This is a genomic window from Salegentibacter maritimus, assembly GCF_016236915.1.
In the GTDB taxonomy this organism is placed as follows: Bacteria; Bacteroidota; Bacteroidia; order Flavobacteriales; family Flavobacteriaceae; genus Salegentibacter; species Salegentibacter maritimus.
Genome location: NZ_JAEHOK010000002.1, coordinates 135,176 through 154,005, shown reverse-complemented (window position 1 = coordinate 154,005; position 18,830 = coordinate 135,176). Strand labels below are relative to the sequence as shown.

The 18,830-nt window shown below is 37.2% G+C and carries 17 protein-coding genes; 5 read left to right on the top strand and 12 right to left on the bottom strand.

Going from position 1 to position 18,830, the window contains the following annotated elements; translation table 11 throughout:
* Nucleotides 1–28: 28 nt before the first annotated feature.
* Nucleotides 29–877, top strand: coding sequence for a glycosyltransferase family 2 protein (locus tag I6U49_RS02260; protein ID WP_198627425.1), 849 nt, complete (start codon nt 29–31; stop codon nt 875–877).
* Here I6U49_RS02260 and pafA read toward each other — a convergent pair.
* Nucleotides 869–2,527 carry an alkaline phosphatase PafA gene (gene pafA / locus I6U49_RS02255; protein ID WP_198627424.1) on the bottom strand — a complete coding sequence of 553 codons (1,659 nt, stop codon included), beginning with the start codon at nt 2,525–2,527 and terminating at the stop codon, nt 869–871. The genes I6U49_RS02260 and pafA overlap by 9 nt on opposite strands.
* A 118-nt stretch (nt 2,528–2,645) precedes the next feature.
* Here pafA and I6U49_RS02250 point away from each other — a divergent pair, with 118 nt between their 5' ends.
* Together I6U49_RS02250 and I6U49_RS02245 are read left to right on the top strand one after the other, a co-directional pair.
* The gene (locus I6U49_RS02250; RefSeq protein WP_193710277.1) at nt 2,646–3,383 is read left to right on the top strand and encodes an MlaE family ABC transporter permease; all 738 of its coding nucleotides are present in this window, start codon (nt 2,646–2,648) and stop codon (nt 3,381–3,383) included.
* Nucleotides 3,384–4,148 carry an ABC transporter ATP-binding protein gene (locus I6U49_RS02245; protein ID WP_193710276.1) on the top strand — a complete coding sequence of 255 codons (765 nt, stop codon included), beginning with the start codon at nt 3,384–3,386 and terminating at the stop codon, nt 4,146–4,148. It abuts the gene before it with no gap.
* Here the strand turns inward: I6U49_RS02245 and I6U49_RS02240 are convergent.
* The 9 genes from I6U49_RS02240 to porV all read right to left on the bottom strand — a co-directional run bounded on the left by I6U49_RS02240 (nt 4,145) and on the right by porV (nt 13,762).
* Nucleotides 4,145–5,587 (bottom strand): DUF389 domain-containing protein, encoded by a 1,443-nt coding sequence (locus I6U49_RS02240; RefSeq protein WP_198627423.1) that lies wholly within the window; start codon nt 5,585–5,587, stop codon nt 4,145–4,147. The genes I6U49_RS02245 and I6U49_RS02240 overlap by 4 nt on opposite strands.
* A gap of 97 nt (nt 5,588–5,684) precedes the next feature.
* Complete coding sequence (locus I6U49_RS02235; protein ID WP_198627422.1) at nt 5,685–6,767, bottom strand: mannose-1-phosphate guanylyltransferase; 1,083 nt, start codon at nt 6,765–6,767, stop codon at nt 5,685–5,687.
* 10 nt (nt 6,768–6,777) lie between these two features.
* The gene (locus I6U49_RS02230) at nt 6,778–7,377 is read right to left on the bottom strand and encodes a SprT-like domain-containing protein (protein ID WP_198627421.1); all 600 of its coding nucleotides are present in this window, start codon (nt 7,375–7,377) and stop codon (nt 6,778–6,780) included.
* Nucleotides 7,378–7,380: 3 nt separating this feature from the next.
* The gene (locus tag I6U49_RS02225; protein WP_198627420.1) at nt 7,381–8,061 is read right to left on the bottom strand and encodes an SDR family NAD(P)-dependent oxidoreductase; all 681 of its coding nucleotides are present in this window, start codon (nt 8,059–8,061) and stop codon (nt 7,381–7,383) included.
* Between the two features lie 70 nt (nt 8,062–8,131).
* Nucleotides 8,132–9,112: a M20/M25/M40 family metallo-hydrolase gene (locus I6U49_RS02220; RefSeq protein WP_198627419.1), complete on the bottom strand. Its 981-nt coding sequence runs from the start codon at nt 9,110–9,112 to the stop codon at nt 8,132–8,134.
* 67 nt (nt 9,113–9,179) lie between these two features.
* Nucleotides 9,180–10,820, bottom strand: coding sequence for a pyruvate dehydrogenase complex dihydrolipoamide acetyltransferase (locus I6U49_RS02215; protein WP_193710270.1), 1,641 nt, complete (start codon nt 10,818–10,820; stop codon nt 9,180–9,182).
* Between the two features lie 3 nt (nt 10,821–10,823).
* Nucleotides 10,824–11,825: a pyruvate dehydrogenase (acetyl-transferring) E1 component subunit alpha gene (gene pdhA, locus I6U49_RS02210; protein ID WP_193710269.1), complete on the bottom strand. Its 1,002-nt coding sequence runs from the start codon at nt 11,823–11,825 to the stop codon at nt 10,824–10,826.
* Nucleotides 11,826–11,933: 108 nt separating this feature from the next.
* On the bottom strand, nt 11,934–12,416 hold the full coding sequence (gene cdd / locus I6U49_RS02205) for a cytidine deaminase (protein WP_198627418.1): 483 nt from the start codon (nt 12,414–12,416) through the stop codon (nt 11,934–11,936).
* A gap of 191 nt (nt 12,417–12,607) precedes the next feature.
* Entirely contained in the window at nt 12,608–13,762 is a 1,155-nt protein-coding gene (porV, locus tag I6U49_RS02200) for a type IX secretion system outer membrane channel protein PorV (protein ID WP_193710614.1), read from the bottom strand.
* Between the two features lie 432 nt (nt 13,763–14,194).
* Here porV and gldJ point away from each other — a divergent pair, with 432 nt between their 5' ends.
* Both gldJ and I6U49_RS02190 read left to right on the top strand, forming a co-directional pair.
* Nucleotides 14,195–15,883: a gliding motility lipoprotein GldJ gene (gldJ, locus tag I6U49_RS02195; protein WP_198627417.1), complete on the top strand. Its 1,689-nt coding sequence runs from the start codon at nt 14,195–14,197 to the stop codon at nt 15,881–15,883.
* Nucleotides 15,884–15,992: 109 nt separating this feature from the next.
* A complete protein-coding gene (locus tag I6U49_RS02190; protein WP_198627416.1) occupies nt 15,993–17,291 on the top strand; it encodes a UDP-N-acetylmuramoyl-tripeptide--D-alanyl-D-alanine ligase in 1,299 nt (432 codons plus the stop codon).
* Here the strand turns inward: I6U49_RS02190 and I6U49_RS02185 are convergent.
* Both I6U49_RS02185 and I6U49_RS02180 read right to left on the bottom strand, forming a co-directional pair.
* Nucleotides 17,281–17,901: a DUF4403 family protein gene (locus I6U49_RS02185; protein ID WP_198627415.1), complete on the bottom strand. Its 621-nt coding sequence runs from the start codon at nt 17,899–17,901 to the stop codon at nt 17,281–17,283. The genes I6U49_RS02190 and I6U49_RS02185 overlap by 11 nt on opposite strands.
* Before the next feature lie 243 nt (nt 17,902–18,144).
* Nucleotides 18,145–18,633, bottom strand: coding sequence for a hypothetical protein (locus I6U49_RS02180; RefSeq protein ID WP_198627414.1), 489 nt, complete (start codon nt 18,631–18,633; stop codon nt 18,145–18,147).
* Nucleotides 18,634–18,830 lie beyond the last annotated feature (197 nt).

Below are 18,830 nucleotides of genomic sequence, written 5' to 3'. Positions count from 1 at the left end.
TTCTTGCTAAAACTTTAAATTTTGTCTTTTGAAGATTTATATCATTATCCCCGCGTATAACGAAGCTCAATTTATTGGCAAAACCCTTCAGTCTTTAATAAACCAAAGTACACCGGCCAGTAAAATTGTGGTAGTAGATGATGGCTCTACTGATGAGACTCCCAAAATAGTTTCAGAATTTGGTATAAAAAACCCGCAAATTTCGCTTGTAAACAATAATGCAATGGGCAAACATATGCCCGGCAGCAAAGTAGTAAATGCCTTTAACAAAGGGCTCCAAACTTTAGATAATGATTTTGACATTATTTGCAAGTTTGACGCCGATTTGATTTTTCCGGAAAACTATTTAGAAAGAATATGTTTTCATTTTAAGGAAAGCTCCAAAATTGGTATGGTTGGAGGCTTTTGCGAAATTCAGAAAAATGGAAAATGGGCACGCGAAAACCTAACCGGAAGCGACCATATTCGTGGTGCTTTAAAAGCTTACAGAAAAGCTTGTTTTAATAGTATTGGCGGCCTTAAACCTGCAATGGGATGGGATACAGCAGATGAATTACTTGCGCAATATCACGGTTGGGAGATAAAAACCGATGCAAAATTAAAGGTAAAACACCTTAAACCAACCGGCAAGGAATACACAAAAACTTCAAAATACAAACAGGGAGAAGCATTTTACAGTTTAAGATACGGCTTTGCTATTACCTTAATCGCTGCTGCCAAACTTGCCATTAAAAAGAAAGACTTTGGCTTTTTTCTAAACTGTATTAAAGGCTTCCTATATGCGCAAAATAAAAAACGACCCTATCTTGTAAATAAAGATGAAGGTCGTTTTATAAGAAATTTACGCTGGAAAAAAATGCAGAAAAAACTATTCTAGACTACCTGATTTTTTATCATCTAACATCATATACAATGGTTTCCCTGTATTTCCATTAGGAAAAGCTATACCTAACAAAGCAGAAACCGTTGGAGCAATATCTATTATTTCTGTACGCTCTGTTGTACTGCCCTGTTTTACTCCATTTCCATAGAAAATTAGCGGCGCGTGGGTGTCGTAATTTAAATCACTACCATGAGTAGATCCAGTTCTTGAATATACAATGGTAGCAGGATCTAATACATACATTATATCTCCACTTCTCTTTTGATTAAATCCATTTTGAATAGCTCTACCGGTACCTACAACAAAGCTACCACCGTTTATTAGCTGATCTCTAGTATATACTTTATCTATTTGGTCTAATTGAAGGATATAATGAGCTAATTTAGCCTGTAAAACTGAAGAGCTAATCTCCAATTCTTCCATTAATTCATAATTGAAGAATATTTGACTATTTGATACATTTTCTATAAGCTCCTCTTCCCCAAATTCCCTGGCAGTAAATTCTTTAAGCTCTTCTTCAAACTCATCAGACTCAAAGTATCCTGCCGGGATATTTACCGATTGCAAATAAGCAGGTACATCTACCCCACCGTGGTCTGCAGTTAAGAAAATCGTATAATTTCCTTCACCTACTTTAGCATCCAATTCTTTTAAAAGTTGGGCAATATTTTTGTCTAATCTAAGGTAAGTATCCTGAATTTCTTTAGAGTTCACCCCGAAGTTATGCCCTATCTTATCGGTACTTGAAAAGCTTAATGTAAGAAAATCGGTGTCCTCATCCTGCCCTAATTCTTCGGCTTCAACTGCGGCCAGGGCAAATTCCAGGGTAATATCGTTTCCATAAGCTGAATTTTCGATAATATCAAATCCACCATTCTCATCACTCAATTCTGCCAGATCATAAGGAAAGGTAGCATCTTTCTTTCCTCTAAAACCTCCTTCAAAATTATTTTTATCACTTCCGCTTTCTTTGTAAGTATCAATATCATAAAGAGTATTCCAGGGCTTTAAATAGGCTTCCACTTTATCGGAAGCGTTAAAATCTTTCACCCATTTTGGTAATTCATCCATATAAAATGAACTGGTAATCCACTTGCCCTCATCACCGCCATGAAACCAGTAAGCTGCGTTGGCAGTGTGCCCGGCAGGTAGAATAGAGCCGCGATCTTTAATAGAAACACCAATGGTTTTTCCTCGCATTTGGGTATGAAGCCTGTTCTCGTCGCTAACTGTGGTAGTTTTCATTCTATGTGGAGACATTTTACCGGCATTATCTTTAGTCCCAACCGGTTCTACAGTCTCATCTCCGGCACAATAAACAGACTCTTTTACAAATTTATCATACCATCCGTTCCCAATAATCCCGTGGTTCATTGGGCTGGTTCCTGTATAGACTGAAGCGTGACCGGGCCCGGTATAAGTAGGCACATAATTAAAATGGTTATTTTTAAAATTATAGCCTTCATTAATTAATTTCTTAAATCCATCTTCTCCAAACCGCTCCCAAAATCGGGTAAGGTAATCATAGCGCATTTGGTCTACCACAATCCCTACTACAAGCCTGGGCTTTTCCCCTTCTGTTTCCTGAGCAAAAGCCTGGAAACTAAACAATCCTATTAATACTAAAAATGCTAATCGCTTCATCTTATATATTTTTATTAGAAGTAGCCCAAAATTACTAAACTTATTGGGTCAAAGATTAATTCTACGTTAAATACTTTCGAGTAATTTTTTAGTATTTTAGCTTTACAAAAATTGCTTAATGAATTATCTACACTCCATTGGGGAATATTTTTTAATGCTGAAAGGAACTTTCCACCGAATGACTAAAACATCGGTTTTGAGAAGTTTGATCTTTAAAGAAATAGACGACCTCGTAATTGGATCAATGGGAATTGTTTCTTTTCTATCATTTTTTATTGGGGCTGTAGTGGCTTTGCAAACTGCCTTAAACTTAAACAATCCTTTAATTCCAAAATCCCTGGTAGCTTATGCTGCAAGGCAATCTATAATCCTGGAATTTGCACCTACCTTTATTTCTATTATTATGGCAGGTAAAGTAGGATCTTATATTACGTCAAGTATTGGGTCTATGAACGTAACCGAACAAATAGACGCCCTTGAGGTAATGGGTATAAACTCTTTAAATTACCTTATTTTTCCAAAGATTATAGCAATGCTATTTTATCCGTTCGTTATAGCTATCTCTATGTTTCTTGGCATTTTGGGCGCTTATACCGCAGCAGTTTTAGGAGGTTTCGTACCGCCTGATCTCTTTGTGCAGGGACTTCAGGAAGATTTTATTCCCTTTCATTTGGTGTATGCCTTTATTAAGACATTTTTATTTGCCTTTATTTTAGCAACTGTACCCGCTTACCATGGTTATTACATGAAAGGTGGGGCCTTAGAGGTTGGTGAAGCAAGTACCACTTCTTTTGTTTGGACGAGTGTGGTTATTATTATTACAAACTACGTTGTAACACAATTATTACTAAGTTAGATGATAAAAGTTGAAGATTTACATAAAGGCTTTGATGGTGAAGAAATTCTTAAAGGAATAGATTTCACCTTTGAAAGAAGTAAAACCAATCTTATTATTGGGCAATCGGGTTCTGGAAAAAGTGTACTTTTAAAATGCATGCTAGGCTTATTTACGCCTGAAAAAGGGGTGATAAAATATGATGGCAAACCCTACAATCAATTCACAGAAGACGAACGAAAAGACCTTAGTAAACAAATTGGAATGGTTTTCCAGGGAGGCGCTCTTTTTGACTCCATGACGGTTGAAGAAAATGTATTATTTCCATTAAGAATGTTTACCAAAAAGAAGAAAAAGGAAAATCTGGAACGGGTTAGGGAAGTTCTAGAACGGGTAAACCTTGACGGTAGTGAAAAAAAAATGCCTTCTGAAATTAGTGGTGGAATGCAAAAAAGGGTTTCCATTGCCCGGGCCATTGTAAACCGACCTAAATATTTATTTTGCGACGAACCCAACTCGGGGCTGGATCCTAAAACCGCTACTGTTATAGACAACCTTATTCAGGAAATTACGCACGAATATGATATTACTACAATTATCATTACCCACGATATGAATTCGGTACTCGAAATTGGAGAAAATATTGCTTTTCTAAAAGATGGCGTTTTAGCCTGGAAAGGAGACAAATCGCAAATCTTTAAAACCGATGATGAAACCGTAACAGATTTTGTTTATTCCTCTAACTTATTCCAAAAAGTAAGAAAAGCACAACAACAAGGGCTCTAATTAACAGATTTAACCTGCAGGGTATCGAGCTTCAACCTAACTTTTAGCCATTTTTCAAATCGGTCTTTCTGTTGAGACACCTCACTGGCTTTTATATTTTTCTTCCAACCTACTGTAAAAGTGGGAATAGTATCTGTCTTCGAGAAATTTGTGGTAATCAAATTAGAGTATCCCAACTCTTCTATTCCTTCATAATTTATTTTGGCTTCCTGGCTTAGATCGCTAAAAGAAAAAGAACTGCTACGGTATTTCGAAATTTCATTTTCTAAAATTGCTATTTTTTCATCTTTATCCTCTATTAGCTCCTGGTTTTTCATATACAAGTCTTCCAGGATCCCGCTTCTAACCTGTGTAGACAGCTCATCTATGGCCCCGGTAGGATCTGCTCCCTGATGTATAATTAGTTTCGTTTCCTTTAAAGCCTCAAAGTCTTTTAATTGTTTTTCCCAGGTGGTAATTGAAGTTTGCGGCACACGGTTCCCAATTAGATAAACTTCTATACTTTTTTCTTTATAATCGTAAGTGGCTTTAATGGTTTCTGTGCCTTCATACCTCATTACATTAGACACAAATTCTTTTGCTTTAGATTCAAAAAGCTGCTCCTGAAGCAGGAATACAAATAGAATCACACTGGGAATCATTACAATTACTGCAATGGTAGAAGCTATTTGGGCTGTTCTTTTTCTCCTTTTACTGTTTACATATTTTACCAAAGGAAAATCAAGCACCTTGGTTACCACAAAGGTAGAAAGCGCAATAAATACAGCGTTAATTGAAAATAGGTACAAAGCACCTCCGGCATAGGACCAGTTACCTATAGCCAAACCATAACCAACTGTACATAAAGGTGGCATAAGTGCAGTTGCAATTGCCACACCAAGAATCACACTGGCAATGGTACCTTTTTTTGTTTTTGCCACTATTAAAGCGAGACCACCAAAAATAGCTACCAATACATCTAAAATAGTGGGATAAGTTCTTGCAATAAGCTCAGGGGTTTCTTCTTTAACAGGCGAAATAAGAAAATAAACATAGGCGGTAAGCACACTTAAACCTACCATTAAACCCAGGTTAATAAAGGATTTTCTTAATGTAAGCACGTCATTAATGGCTACAGACATCCCTACACCAACAATAGGCCCCATTAAAGGAGAAATAAGCATCGCACCAATAACAACTGCTGTACTCCCCACATTAAGACCAACAGAAGCCACGAAAATAGAGAATATAAGAATCCAGGCATTATGCCCTTTAAAAGATATATCTTTCTTTACAGCTTCTACCGTAGATTCTCTATCGGTATCGTGCCTAATTTCCAGCAGCTCTCTTATAAGTGCCTTTATATTTTCCCAAATCCCTTTTGTTTTTGCTTCCAAGTTCCCAGACTCATCTTGAGTTTGGTAGGATATATTATTTTCTGGTTTTTGATTCTTATCCATAGAATTTACTCGATAAACGAGATTTAAATGCTACGAGCCTTAACTCGAAATTTATAGATTTCGCATGTGCAACCACCCGGGATTATTGTAGAGTGATTTATCCTAATTCTTCTCCAAATTGGTCAACTACCTTATCACGAATGGCTTTAATTTCCTGTATTCTATCTTTTGGAGTAATTAATAACACATTATCATTTTCTACCACTACAAAATCATGTAACTGGTCTAAAACTACAACTTTATTGTTTTTGGTTTTAATAATATTCCCGGTAGATTTTAATGGCAACAACCTACCGTTTACAATTGTATTCTGTTGCTTGTCTTGTATCAACTCATCTTCAAGCGATCTCCAGGTTCCCAAATCATTCCATTTAAATTTCGCCGGAATCACATAAACGCTATCAGACTTTTCCATAATGGCGTAATCTATAGAGATACTCTGTGCCTTCTGATAGTTTTCAACTAAAAACTCCTGTTCTTTTTCAGTATTATACACCTCAACTCCTTTTTGGAAAAGTCTAAAAGTCTCGGGTTGATATTTCTGAAAGCTCTCAAGAATAAATTTAGCACTCCAGATAAAAATTCCTGCATTCCAAACGTAGTTCCCTTCCTCTAAAAAACTTTCTGCCTTTTTAAAAGAAGGCTTTTCTGTAAATCTTAGCACAGGTTTTAGCCCATCGGCATCATCTTTTTTATATTTAATATACCCATAACCGGTATTAGGGAAAGTAGGTTCAATTCCCAGGGTAATTAATTTATCTTCTGAAGCTACTATCTCAAAAGCCTCTTCAATATTTTCCTGAAACGCAAGGTCCCCCTGAATCCAGTGATCACTCGGTGCCACTAAGATTAAGGCGTCACTATTTTTCTTTTTAATTTTTAAAGCACCCAATAAAATACTTGGCGCCGTATTTCTCATACAGGGCTCTAATACAATTTGCTCATCCTTCACTTGAGGAAGCTGTTCTTTCACAATCTCTTTATAATCTTTATGCGTAAGGATTATAATATTTTCTGCCGGCATTAACTTTGCCAGTCTGTAAAAAGTAATTTGTATAAGCGTAGAACCTACACCCAAAATATCCTGAAATTGCTTGGGATATTGTGTAGTACTAACCGGCCAAAACCGGGAACCAATACCGCCCGCCATTAAGATTGCGTAATGATTTGTGTTTTTCATAAAAGGGGAATTAATTTTTAAGCAGTTCTACTTCTGCATTTGGTTGAAACAAATAAACCTTTCCCGTATCAACCTCCAGACATTCGTAGCGTTTTATTTTCCGCTCTCCTTTTTTAAATGTTTTTCCGTTATAAATTCTAAAAATTCCCCCTACAGGAATTTCAAAAATATAGTTTTTATCGTTTTCAGGATCAAAAGTTTTAAGTGCCACCGATAATTTTGCATCGGTATCGCTGCTAGCTGTGGGATTTTTAAAATGCCGGGCAATTACCGGAAGTAATACCGAAGGAAAAACATCAGGCCTAATAAAAGGCAGCATTAATTCCTTAAAAGTATACTTCCATTCGCGACCGTGCGGCTTTATTTGCCTTCCAAATTTCTCAAAAGCCTGTAAATGTGCAATTTCATGAACCAAAGTGATTAAAAAGCGATATTCATTTAAATTGGCATTTACTGTAATTTGCTGTGTCCCATTAGGCATTCTTCGGTAATCTCCATGCCTGGTTTTACGTTCATTCACAATTTTTAGATGAACATTATTGTCCTTAATCATTTTAAAGATAGGAGAAACAGCTCGTTCCGGAATATATCTATTAAGGATTTCTCTCATTGGCTAAGGGGTACTATTTGAAACCTGAAGTATTTTACCATTATAGAATTTATGCCCGGTAAGACTAAAATTCGTAATATACTCGGCCATATCCTTTGCCGAAAGCGGAACTTCCAAACCGGGAAAGGCTTCCTCCAGCATCTCGGTTTGCACAGCCCCTAAAGCTAACACATTAAATGAAGGTCCTTTTTCTTTATACTCTTCAGCTAAGAGCTCAGTTAAGGTTATTACTGCAGCTTTACTGGAACTATAAGCTGAAAGGCCCGGGAATTTTACACTTCCCTGTATACCTCCCATAGTACTTATATTCACCACATGGGCATCTTTTTTCATAAAGGGCAATAGCTTTTGAGTTAAACCTATAACACCAAAGACATTAGTACCATACACCTGCTGAAACTCTTCTGCTGAAATTTTTTCAAAATCCTTATAGACCAGGGCTCCGGCATTGTTTATTAATACATCAACCTGTTGCCATTCTGATTTTATAAAAGCTTCAACTTTATCTAGATCTTCGGGTTTTGAAATATCACAGGAAATAGCTGTCACCTCATCCAAATTTAATTCAGAAACCGGCTTGTCATTTCGTGAAAGCGCCAGTACTTTGTGCCCATTTTCGGCAAAAAGCTTCACCATCTCATAACCCATTCCGCGGCTGGTGCCTGTTATCACTATATGCTTCATTTGTATATAACTTTAATCACTATCCAGAATGAACCCTTAAAAATTATACGAGTAACATCCTATTTATTTGTTATTCATTCAATTTTATTTCCTTCTCGGAAGTATTGGCCATTTTTAGAATGCCCGGAATCACACTTTCAACAACCCTGGCCATATGCTCCACATCAAGTCTTTGCGCCTCATCTGCAACATGGTGATAATAATTGTAATTTGTAAAATCAAATGTTGAAATAGTTTGTGCTGGTACATGAAATTCTTGGTAAAAAGGGTAATTATCGCTTCGCTTAAAAAGATTATACTCCTTTACCTGCGGCAAAAACCCAAGTACCTTCTCTCCAGAATATTCATTGAATTTTTCTGCGAAATTAGAGTTTTCATACCCCGTAAGGTAACCTATATAATCCTTCCCGGTCATAGGAACACCAATCATTTCAAAGTTAAATAAGGTGTATAGATCGAGCTTATCTTCTTTAAGCCTTTGTGCTATTTTCTTTGCTCCCACCAGGCCCATTTCCTCTGCCGAAAACAATACAAACATAATGCTTCGTTTATGTTCGCCTATTTCGGCAAATTTCTTGGCCAATTCTACCACTGCCACAGTTCCTGCAGCATTATCGTTAGCTCCATTGGCAATAGAATCTCCTTCTACAGGTTTCTGAACACCTATATGATCATAATGAGCCCCAAGAATAATAAATTGATCCTTCAATTTAGGATCGCTGCCCTCCAACATACCCACAATATTAAAACCCTTAACACCATCTATGGTAAAATTATGCCGGTAAGAATCAAAATATTTCTGGACATTGTTTTCTTTGAAAATATTTTCAATTTTCTGCGCAGCTAATTCTATTCCTTCTGTCCCGGTTTGCCTTCCTCTTAATTCATCAGAAGATAAATAATTTAACAGCTCCTGAATTTCAGCTTTATCAACCCCGGTATTTAAGCCTGCTTTAATTTCTACTGAAGCTAAATCTGCCTGTGCTTTTGCGTCTGCAAAATTTAATAGAAAAGTCGCTAATAATGCAAAGTGTAATGTAATTTTTCTCATATCGCTAAAGATAAAAAAATCCCGCAAGAGTGCGGGATTTTAATAATTAGTTATTTATAAATCTAGTTTATGCCAACATAGTTACCGGGTTCTCCATATACGTTTTAAGCGTTTTCAAGAAAGCAGCACCGGTTGCACCATCTACAGTTCTATGATCACAGGCAAGTGTTAATTTCATAGTATTCCCAACTACAATCTCGCCGTTTTTAACTACTGGTTTTTCAACAATAGTTCCTACAGAAAGAATTGCAGAGTTTGGCTGATTAATAATACTTGTAAATTCAACAATACCAAACATTCCCAGGTTAGACACGGTAAAGGTACTTCCCTCCATATCTTTAGGTTGCAACTTCTTATTTCTTGCTTTACCGGCAACGTCTTTTACATTATTCCCAATTTGGGTCATGGACATTTGATCGGCAAATTTTAAAACAGGAACTACAAGACCTTCTTCTACGGCTACCGCAACACCCATATGAATATGCTTAGCGATTTTCATAGATTCACCCGTCCACTGGCTGTTTACCTGCGGATGTTTACGAAGTGCCATGGCACTAGCTTTAATCACCATATCATTAAAAGACACCTTGACATCTGGCATCTCATTTATTTGCTTACGTGAAGCCATTGCGTTTGCCATATCTACCTCTATAGTTAGATAATAATGTGGCGCATTAAACTTAGACTCACCAAGTCTCTTGGCAATGGTTTTACGCATCTGAGAATTCTTAATTTCCTCGAAACTCTCTTCTCCTGCAGGCACGTAAGGCTGTGGCTGTGCTGCAGCAGTATCTTCTTTGGCAGCGGCTTTAGTTTCAGCAGGTTTTTCTGAAGGTTTATAATCTTCAATATCCTTTTTAACGATACGGCCATTACCACCGCTACCTTGAACATTTGATAGATCTATACCTTTATCTTCTGCCATTTTCTTTGCTAATGGAGAAGCAAATATCCTACCTCCGTCTTTAGTTGCTCCAGAAGATTTCTTTTCTGAAGATTCACTACTACCAGTCTCCTGAGATTTTTCTTCTTTTTCCTCTGATTTCCCAGAAGTTTTCTTTTTAGACTTTCCATCTACCGAAACATTAGAAACATCGGTACCTTCTGGCCCAATAATAGCCAACAAGCTATCAACTTTTGCAGTCTCACCCTCTTCAAGCCCAATTTTAAGAAGCGTACCTTCATAAAAAGATTCAAACTCCATCGTAGCCTTATCGGTTTCAATTTCTGCAAGGATATCTCCTTCTTCAACTTTATCTCCTTCCTTTTTCAACCAGGATGCAACGGTACCTTCCTCCATAGTATCACTAAGACGAGGCATGGTTATAACCTCTACGCCTTCAGGGATATCTGAGTCATCACTTTCGTCATTGCTTTCTGTCTCATCTTGCCCTGCGGCTTCTGAGGACTCTTCTTTTTTGTCTTCCTTAGCGTCTCCTCCGCCATTTAGCAAGCCTGAAATATCTTCACCTTCTTCCCCAATAATAGCAAGCAAGGTATCTACAGGAGCGGTTTCACCCTCTTCGATTCCTATATGAAGCAAAGTCCCTTCATGAAAAGACTCAAACTCCATCGTAGCTTTATCGGTTTCAATTTCTGCAAGGATATCTCCTTCTTCAACTTTATCACCTTTTTGCTTTAACCATTTTGCCACAACACCTTCTTCCATGGTGTCGCTTAAACGCGGCATATTTATTACTTCTGCCATAATTTATTGAGGTTTATGTGCTAAAAACGGATAATCTTCCTGTTCGTAAACAACATCATACATTACGTTCTTTTCAGGGAAGTCTGATTCTTCTGCGAATTTCTCGCACTCAGCAACCTTATCTTTAACGCGCTTGTTGATCTTTTTTATCTCATCTTCTGAAGCATACTTTTTATCCTTAATTATACCCAAGACTTTAGTGATAGGATCTAATTTCTGATATTCTTCAACTTCTTCTTTTGTTCTATATTTTTGAGCATCACTCATAGAGTGCCCACGGTAACGGTAAGTTTTTAATTCTAAAAATGTAGGACCTTCACCTTTTCTTGCTCTTTTAATCGCTTCATCTAAAGCCTCTGCCACCTTAATAGGATCCATAGCATCTACAGGACCACAAGGCATTTCATAACCATTACCGAGTTTCCAGATATCTGTCCCTTTAGCAGTTCTAGCTACCGATGTTCCCATTGCATAACCGTTATTCTCTACACAAAATACTACCGGTAAATTCCATTTAACCGCCATGTTTAAAGTTTCGTGAAGGGAACCCTGTCTTGCAGCACCATCTCCCAGGAAGGTAAGTGTTACGGCATCACGCTTAAAGTATTTATCTGCAAATGCCAGCCCGGCACCCAGTGGAATTTGACCCCCAACAATACCGTGACCACCGTAAAAATTATGCTCTTTAGAAAAAATATGCATGGAACCACCAAGACCTTGAGACGTACCGGTTCCTTTACCATAAAGCTCTGCCATTACACGTTTAGGATCTACTCCTAAACCAATTGGCTGCACGTGGTTACGATAAGCAGTAATCATTTTATCCTTTTCCAGGTCCATTACATGAAGGGCACCTGCCAGGATAGCTTCCTGCCCATTATACAAATGCAAAAAACCTCTTACTTTCTGCTGTATATAAACTTGCGCAAGTTTGTCCTCAAATTTACGCCAAAACAGCATATCCTCGTACCACTTTAAATACGTGGCTTTTGTTACTTTCTTCATTTAACATATTAATTTTAAGCCAGACAGATAGGGTTTGCCAAGCGGATAACAAAAATACTATTTTAAACAAGAATGGAAAACAGTTTTCAAGCAAAAATAACGAAAACGTTATAAGGCCGTCTTATCAAACATTAAAGGAAGTAAATCTTTTATGGAATTTGCCTTCATAACCTGCCCACTTTCCCCCATAAAAAATACCGGAATTTCAGATTTCTGCTTCACTTCATACTCAACCAGCGCCTGCCTACATGCCCCACAGGGCGGCACAGGAGCATCAACTTTATGCTTCATAGATTTAGCTGAAATAACCATATAATTAATTTGTGCCTCTGGGTATTTAGCACCCGCATAATAAATTGCCGTACGCTCTGCACAAAGCCCGGAAGGATAAGAGGCATTTTCCTGATTACTTCCAGTAACAACTTCATTATTATTTAAGACAAGAGCAGCTCCAACCTTAAACTGAGAATAAGGCGCATAGGCATTATCACGGGCTCGCATAGCTTGCTTCATCAAATCCCGAATAACTTCAGGAAGCTCTTCGATAGACTCATAAACTTCAAAAGTTGAGGTAACTTTAAATGGCTTCATATAAATATATTGAACACAAAAGGTAAAATAAAGCTTTTATGCGGCAAACATTAAATTGCAAAAAGTATCCTAAAATTAAATTAGGTCGCGGCAAGCTAACAGAAGATTAGACGGAAACACTTTTTTTTAGACCCCAGAACCAAGCTTGGAGTCCCGATAACTATAGGCATAAGTCCTGAATACAAATTAAATTAGTAGGCTGTATATTGATCTCCAAAATTAAAGGTTAAGCCAAAACGCAAAGTTCCCTCTAAAGGACTGGGAACAGAAGAAGTAGAAAACAAATACGACACATCTATATTCACCTGCTCGTATTTAAAACCCGCCCCGAAAGAAGCAAATCTTCTTGAACCTTTAGTTAGGCTCTCACTAAAATATCCTGCTCGAAATGCAAAAGCTTCGCGATACACATATTCGGCACCAAGGGCCCAGGTTACCTCCCTAAGCTCTTCACTAAAACCATCTGGAGCATCACCCCAGGATTTAAAAATTCCTTCAATAGCACCTATATCATTGTAACGCGCGTCATCTTCAGCATCAATTTCACCATCGCCATTAAAATCTTTAGGCGTTGGCACTAAAAGTTTATTGAATTCAACATAAGCTCCCAATCTATTTTCAATATCGAAAATAAAATCAAAACCTCCACCTACTTTAAAATTAGTAGGAATAAAGTTCTCCTGGCCGGCATCGTCATATTTCATTTTGGGACCAATATTGGAAATATTAGCACCCGCTTTCCAAACACCATCGAAACCAGAAAAAGTTAACTGATCACTCCTATAAAAAGCAGCTATATCTACCCCAAAACTATTTGCGGCACCTAAATCTTCTTCATCCTGCAAACCCAAGTTTGAGTGCAAATAACGCCCAGCCACTGCCATAGCAATATTTTCGCTTAATTTTAAAGAATAAGAAAGATCAAAAGTAAGTTCATTTGGATTCACCACGAGAGGTGCCTGTTCAATAGTAGAACGCCTTTCTATACTACCAAGACTAAAATACCTTAAACTGGAACCAAAGGCACTTCTTTCACTAATACGCTGGTAATAGGTGATATTTCCAAGAAAAATATCATTAACAATATCACTTAAGTAAGGTGTGTAAGAAACTCCAACCCCATGTTCACTAGGCGAAAAAGCGTACTTGGCAGGATTCCACTGCTGGGAAAAAACATCAGCGGAAGTAGCAACACCCTGATCTCCCATTCCGGCAGCCCGGGCATCTGCAGCTACCTGCAGGAAAGGCACTGCAGTAGTAATAACCCTATCCCTTTCTTCCTGGGCCATCATTTTAAACTGAGAACCTAAAACCACCCCAAGGATTAATATTGTAATTTTTTTCATCATGCTAGTTAATGATTAACAAATATATACTAATAATCTTGTTAAGAAAAGACCTTAAGTTTAAAATATCTTAAAAACGAAAAAGGAAATCGCTTTTATTCCCAGTTAAAGTCTAAAAATAATTAGTGTAGGTTTATAAAAACTCAAAATAGGCCAAAATATTGTATAATCAGTATTTTAACTACTTTTTTAATCCCAACGACCTTCAATTAAATAAAAATCATTTAATTTTGCTGCTTTCATGTGTAGCCTTCCCTTTAATTTTGAAAGTTATGCAGATGTTTTTAAAAACCCAAACACACCCTAAGCCTTAAGGCCATCAGGGGTTTAAATAAAATTAAAGCCCTGGCACCAACATAAAATAAACTTGTACTTTTAGCGTTAATTACTATATTGCAAAGCCTAATATTTCTACCAAAAGAGAAAACAAATATGAGAATCAATATTGCTTTTAGAGCCTTTACAACCCTTGTTCTTGGCGTTGGTTTGCTAAGCTGTAACAATTCCCGAGACTACGATAACAGATCCAGAGCAACCGGATGGGACATTAATTCAGATGAAGGCGGATTTCAATACAACACAGATTACAAAGAGCAAGAAGCCGGCCCAGGGCTTGTTTTTGTAGAGGGTGGAACCTTTACAATGGGACAGGTACAGGACGATGTGATGCACGATTGGAACAACACTCCTACTCAACAGCATGTTCAGTCTTTTTACATGGACGAAACCGAAGTTACCAATATGATGTATATGGAGTATCTTGATTGGTTAAAGAAAGTTTTCCCTCCTACACAGGAAAATTTCCGAAATATATACAATGGCGCCGTTCCAGACACCCTTGTTTGGAGAAACAGACTTGGGTATAATGAAACAATGGTAAACAACTACCTACGCCATCCCGCATATGGAAACTACCCTGTAGTTGGTGTTAGCTGGATACAAGCGGTAGAATTCAGTAAATGGAGAACCGATAGGGTAAATGAGCTCTTACTGGAAGAGGGTGGTTATACCAAAGAAGGTGCCCGTTTAACCGACGTACAGGCCGGTACCACTTTTAACACAGAAACCTACCTTAACGCCCCAAGTAAAGCATATGGAGGCAATACAGAAATTAGCCAGGGAGGCGATGAGTCTCAGGACATGATTGAAAACCAAAATACCGATGCAGAAGGCAATGCTCTTGGCGGCCAAACTTATGTGCAACGCAAGGATGGTGTTTTATTACCAGAATATCGCTTACCAACTGAAGCCGAATGGGAGTACGCTGCTTCTTCTCTGGTAGGAATTAGAGATTACAATGTATATAGAGGAAGAAAAAAATACCCATGGGACGGGCAATACACTCGGTCTGGCGATGTAAAAAGACAGGGAGACCAATTAGCCAACTTTAAGCAAAGCGATGGAGATTACGGCGGAATTGCCGGTTGGAGTGATGATGGTGCCGATATTACTGCTGAAGTAAAATCTTACGAACCCAACGATTTTGGTCTTTATGATATGGCTGGAAATGTTGCAGAATGGGTAGCCGATGTTTATCGCCCAATAGTTGATGATGAATTTAATGATTTCAATTATTATAGAGGAAATGTTTACACTAAGAACGCAATTAATGAAGATGGAAGTGTAAAAGTAGTTGGTGTAGATGAGATTGAATTTGACACCTTAGCTACCGGAAGATTGGTTGCAAGATCTTATCCCGGAAACATCGCACAGGTACCGGTAACAGAGGATGACACTTACATGCGTACCAATTATACCAATAGTGACCAACGTAACTTTAGAGACGGCGACAAAAGCTCTAGCCGTTATTATAGATCGTATCAGGAAACCGAAGACGATTCCCAGCGTATGTACAACTCACCAACCTACAATGTAGCTGGCACTCGTGACACTTCTGGAGTGGCAAAACGAGGCTATGACAGCGCAGATAGAACAACACTTATTAGCGATGAGGTAAGAGTTTACAAGGGCGGATCCTGGAGAGACCGTGCTTACTGGTTAGACCCGGCACAACGCCGATATTTCCCACAAGACATGGCTACAGATTATATTGGATTTAGAAATGCAATGTCCAGGGTTGGATCAAAATCTTTAGATAGTAATAAAAAAGCTAAGAATTAGAGATTCTAATCTTCTAAAAATTATAATAAAAGCCCTATTCATTTAGGGCTTTTTTTATAGTTTTATTTTTAAAGCAGCCAGAACCAAAAAGGTTTACAAAAAACCCATTATGAAAACAGCTATAATCCATCAAAGATTTCTTGTAAGCACCGGTATTTCTACCGACACCCGCAATATAAAACCAGGAAGCATCTTTTTCGCTTTAAAGGGAGCTAATTTTAACGGAAATAAGTTTGCTGCACAAGCTATTGCAAAAGGAGCAGCTTGTGCTATTGTAGATGACAAGGATGCAGCCTTAAATAACAAGGAATACATATTAGTAAAAGATAGCCTTAAGGCACTGCAAAAATTAGCCACATTTCATAGAAAGTTCCTGGGAATTCCAGTAATTGGAATAACCGGTAGTAATGGCAAGACCACCACAAAAGAACTTATTTCCAATGTACTCTCAAAAAAGTACAAGGTTACAGCTACACGGGGAAACCTAAACAACCATATTGGGGTACCTCTTAGCTTATTAACTATGACGGAAGAAACCGAGATAGGCTTAATTGAAATGGGAGCTAATCATCCCGGAGAAATTGAATTTCTATCTAATATAGCTATGCCAGATTACGGTTTTATCACAAATTTCGGAAAAGCTCATCTGGAGGGTTTTGGAGACTTAAATGGAGTTATACAGGCTAAGACTGAACTATATAGACATTTAAAAGAAAACAAGAAATTAATATTCCTAAATCTAGACGACGACGTACAGATGCAGGAAATAAACTATAAGCATACATTTAGTTTTGGAACAAACAGAAAGGCCCAGGTAAACATTATTTACCCCGAAAATAGTGAGTCGGCAACATTAAGCTTTAACGATATACTTCTTCAAAGTCAGTTAAGCGGCAGCTACAATTCAAAAAACATGGCAGCAGCACTATGTATTGGCTTGTATTTTAAAGTTCCTCTTAACGAAATTAGGACAGCTATAGAGGACTACGCCCCCTCTAACAATCGGTCTCAGGTTATAAACTGCCATTCCAATAAAATTTATATGGATGCCTATAATGCAAACCCAACAAGTATGATGGCCTCCTTGCAACATTTTAACAACATACAAACCAACACCACCAAAATTGTAATCTTAGGGGATATGGGAGAGCTTGGGAATGCTTCAGAAACTGAACATCAAGTTGTGGTCAACTTCCTGGAAAATGCCAATATTTCGGAAATTTATCTGGTAGGAAAACAATTTAAAAAGACCAACACCAACAAGCCTAACATCATCAAATTTGAGAACACCAAAAATATTAAAAAGCATTTACAGCTTGCAGAATTAAAAGACTGCAGCATTCTCATTAAAGGCTCCAGGTCTATGGCTTTAGAGGAACTATTAGAGGTATTTAACCCTAAAGCTTAATCTCCTTTACATCCAAAAACCCATACGCACTTATATTAAGAAGAATTAATAGCAAACTGTCTCCTGGAATAATTTGGGCAACCTTAAGAGTATTTACATTACCTGAAAGAAAAATACCAGGTGCAGTTTCCATTTTATCTCCAAGTTTATCGTTTACCACCCCTAGCTGCTCTTTGATATGAGGTTTGAGATCTAACCTCATTTTATTTTTAATCTTTTGATAAATTAAGGTATTGGCAAATGCTTCTAGTGAGTTATCCATAAACCAATTTTCGCTATGCCCTTCCAGTTCATATTCCTCTACATCTATCACCTGATCTTCTTCATTAAAACCTAAAGAAATATGCACAACCAAATCCACCTCTTTATTTTTAAAAAATGTAGTTAGTGTTTTCAGTCTCAAATGAAGGCTAATATCAAAGTTTGGTTCTTTACTTTTAACCAGACTAACACCAAGCACTTCCACATAATTTTTTACGGTACCCCTGGAGTCTTCCATCCCAATTTGCTCACCCAGTAATTGTCTCTGGAGTACAGCTTCTAACACCCGGTAACTAATCTTTACCGGTAAATCCAACCTTATATTGTCTTCCTTTAAAAATTTATTCATAACTGATGCTTCAGTTTTTAAATTAGCTTCTATAAAAAGGAAACTTAAGTTATTTCTGACAAAATATTCTGAAAAAGCAGTTAAATAAAATCAAACTTTTTAGTTTAATCTTATTTAGCAGAACACCTTATAATAGCGGAAAAAGAAAATTTTAGACATCACTTCAAAAGCAGCTTAATTTTTAACCCAGAAACATCTGTTTACAACTCTATAAATATTAAAAATAAGTAAGAACCTCAGCTATTACAATTCAGAATCCAGTTTAAAATTAAAACTACCATTACTTACCAACTTCACAGAATTATCTATACTATTATAAGCTTTAAAACCAAAATTCCCCTTAACATAATTACCATCGTCTTGTTGAATTTGTATAAAGGGAAGCTTGTTTTCTGCCTGCCTTGTTTCAGCATAAGAAAACCAGTCTCCAGCCGGATTAACCAAAGCATACCCCATCCAACTTTCACCAAATTTATCATATCCAAAAGTATATTTCTTTGGACCAATATAATTGCTTAGAAAAATCTCCATAATTTCCCCATTGTTTGTTTCAGCCCTTATCACAAAGCTAATTCCACCATAATCATTTAATCTCTTCTTACAGGAAATAATTCCTTCTACACGATCTATCTTGAGGTCCTCACCATCAATCTGCGCACTTAAAAATTCTTGTTCCTGTCCATTATCTATAGTGTCATCATCACTACATCCTACTAAAAGACATATTATCAAAAAACATGGGTGTTTCACCCTATTTAATTGCAAATCAATATTTTACATGTATTAATTTTTCTTAAATGCTTATTATAACAGCAAGAACCCGTTAATATTAACTATATAACTCTAAATCCCCCCTCACAATAAAATCCCAAATTGTGCTGTTTTTTCCTTAAAACCAAAATATTTTATATCTCAAAATAATGATTTTC

What these genes read in the sequence shown, in the direction of transcription:
- pafA (WP_198627424.1), bottom strand. Translation starts at nt 2,527, where the DNA reads ATGAAGCGATTAGCATTTTTAGTATTAATAGGATTGTTTAGTTTCCAG.
- I6U49_RS02250 (WP_193710277.1), top strand. Translation starts at nt 2,646, where the DNA reads ATGAATTATCTACACTCCATTGGGGAATATTTTTTAATGCTGAAAGGA.
- I6U49_RS02245 (WP_193710276.1), top strand. Translation starts at nt 3,384, where the DNA reads ATGATAAAAGTTGAAGATTTACATAAAGGCTTTGATGGTGAAGAAATT.
- I6U49_RS02240 (WP_198627423.1), bottom strand. Translation starts at nt 5,587, where the DNA reads ATGGATAAGAATCAAAAACCAGAAAATAATATATCCTACCAAACTCAA.
- I6U49_RS02235 (WP_198627422.1), bottom strand. Translation starts at nt 6,767, where the DNA reads ATGAAAAACACAAATCATTACGCAATCTTAATGGCGGGCGGTATTGGT.
- I6U49_RS02230 (WP_198627421.1), bottom strand. Translation starts at nt 7,377, where the DNA reads ATGAGAGAAATCCTTAATAGATATATTCCGGAACGAGCTGTTTCTCCT.
- I6U49_RS02225 (WP_198627420.1), bottom strand. Translation starts at nt 8,061, where the DNA reads ATGAAGCATATAGTGATAACAGGCACCAGCCGCGGAATGGGTTATGAG.
- I6U49_RS02220 (WP_198627419.1), bottom strand. Translation starts at nt 9,112, where the DNA reads ATGAGAAAAATTACATTACACTTTGCATTATTAGCGACTTTTCTATTA.
- I6U49_RS02215 (WP_193710270.1), bottom strand. Translation starts at nt 10,820, where the DNA reads ATGGCAGAAGTAATAAATATGCCGCGTTTAAGCGACACCATGGAAGAA.
- pdhA (WP_193710269.1), bottom strand. Translation starts at nt 11,825, where the DNA reads ATGAAGAAAGTAACAAAAGCCACGTATTTAAAGTGGTACGAGGATATG.
- cdd (WP_198627418.1), bottom strand. Translation starts at nt 12,416, where the DNA reads ATGAAGCCATTTAAAGTTACCTCAACTTTTGAAGTTTATGAGTCTATC.
- porV (WP_193710614.1), bottom strand. Translation starts at nt 13,762, where the DNA reads ATGAAAAAAATTACAATATTAATCCTTGGGGTGGTTTTAGGTTCTCAG.
- gldJ (WP_198627417.1), top strand. Translation starts at nt 14,195, where the DNA reads ATGAGAATCAATATTGCTTTTAGAGCCTTTACAACCCTTGTTCTTGGC.
- I6U49_RS02190 (WP_198627416.1), top strand. Translation starts at nt 15,993, where the DNA reads ATGAAAACAGCTATAATCCATCAAAGATTTCTTGTAAGCACCGGTATT.
- I6U49_RS02185 (WP_198627415.1), bottom strand. Translation starts at nt 17,901, where the DNA reads ATGAATAAATTTTTAAAGGAAGACAATATAAGGTTGGATTTACCGGTA.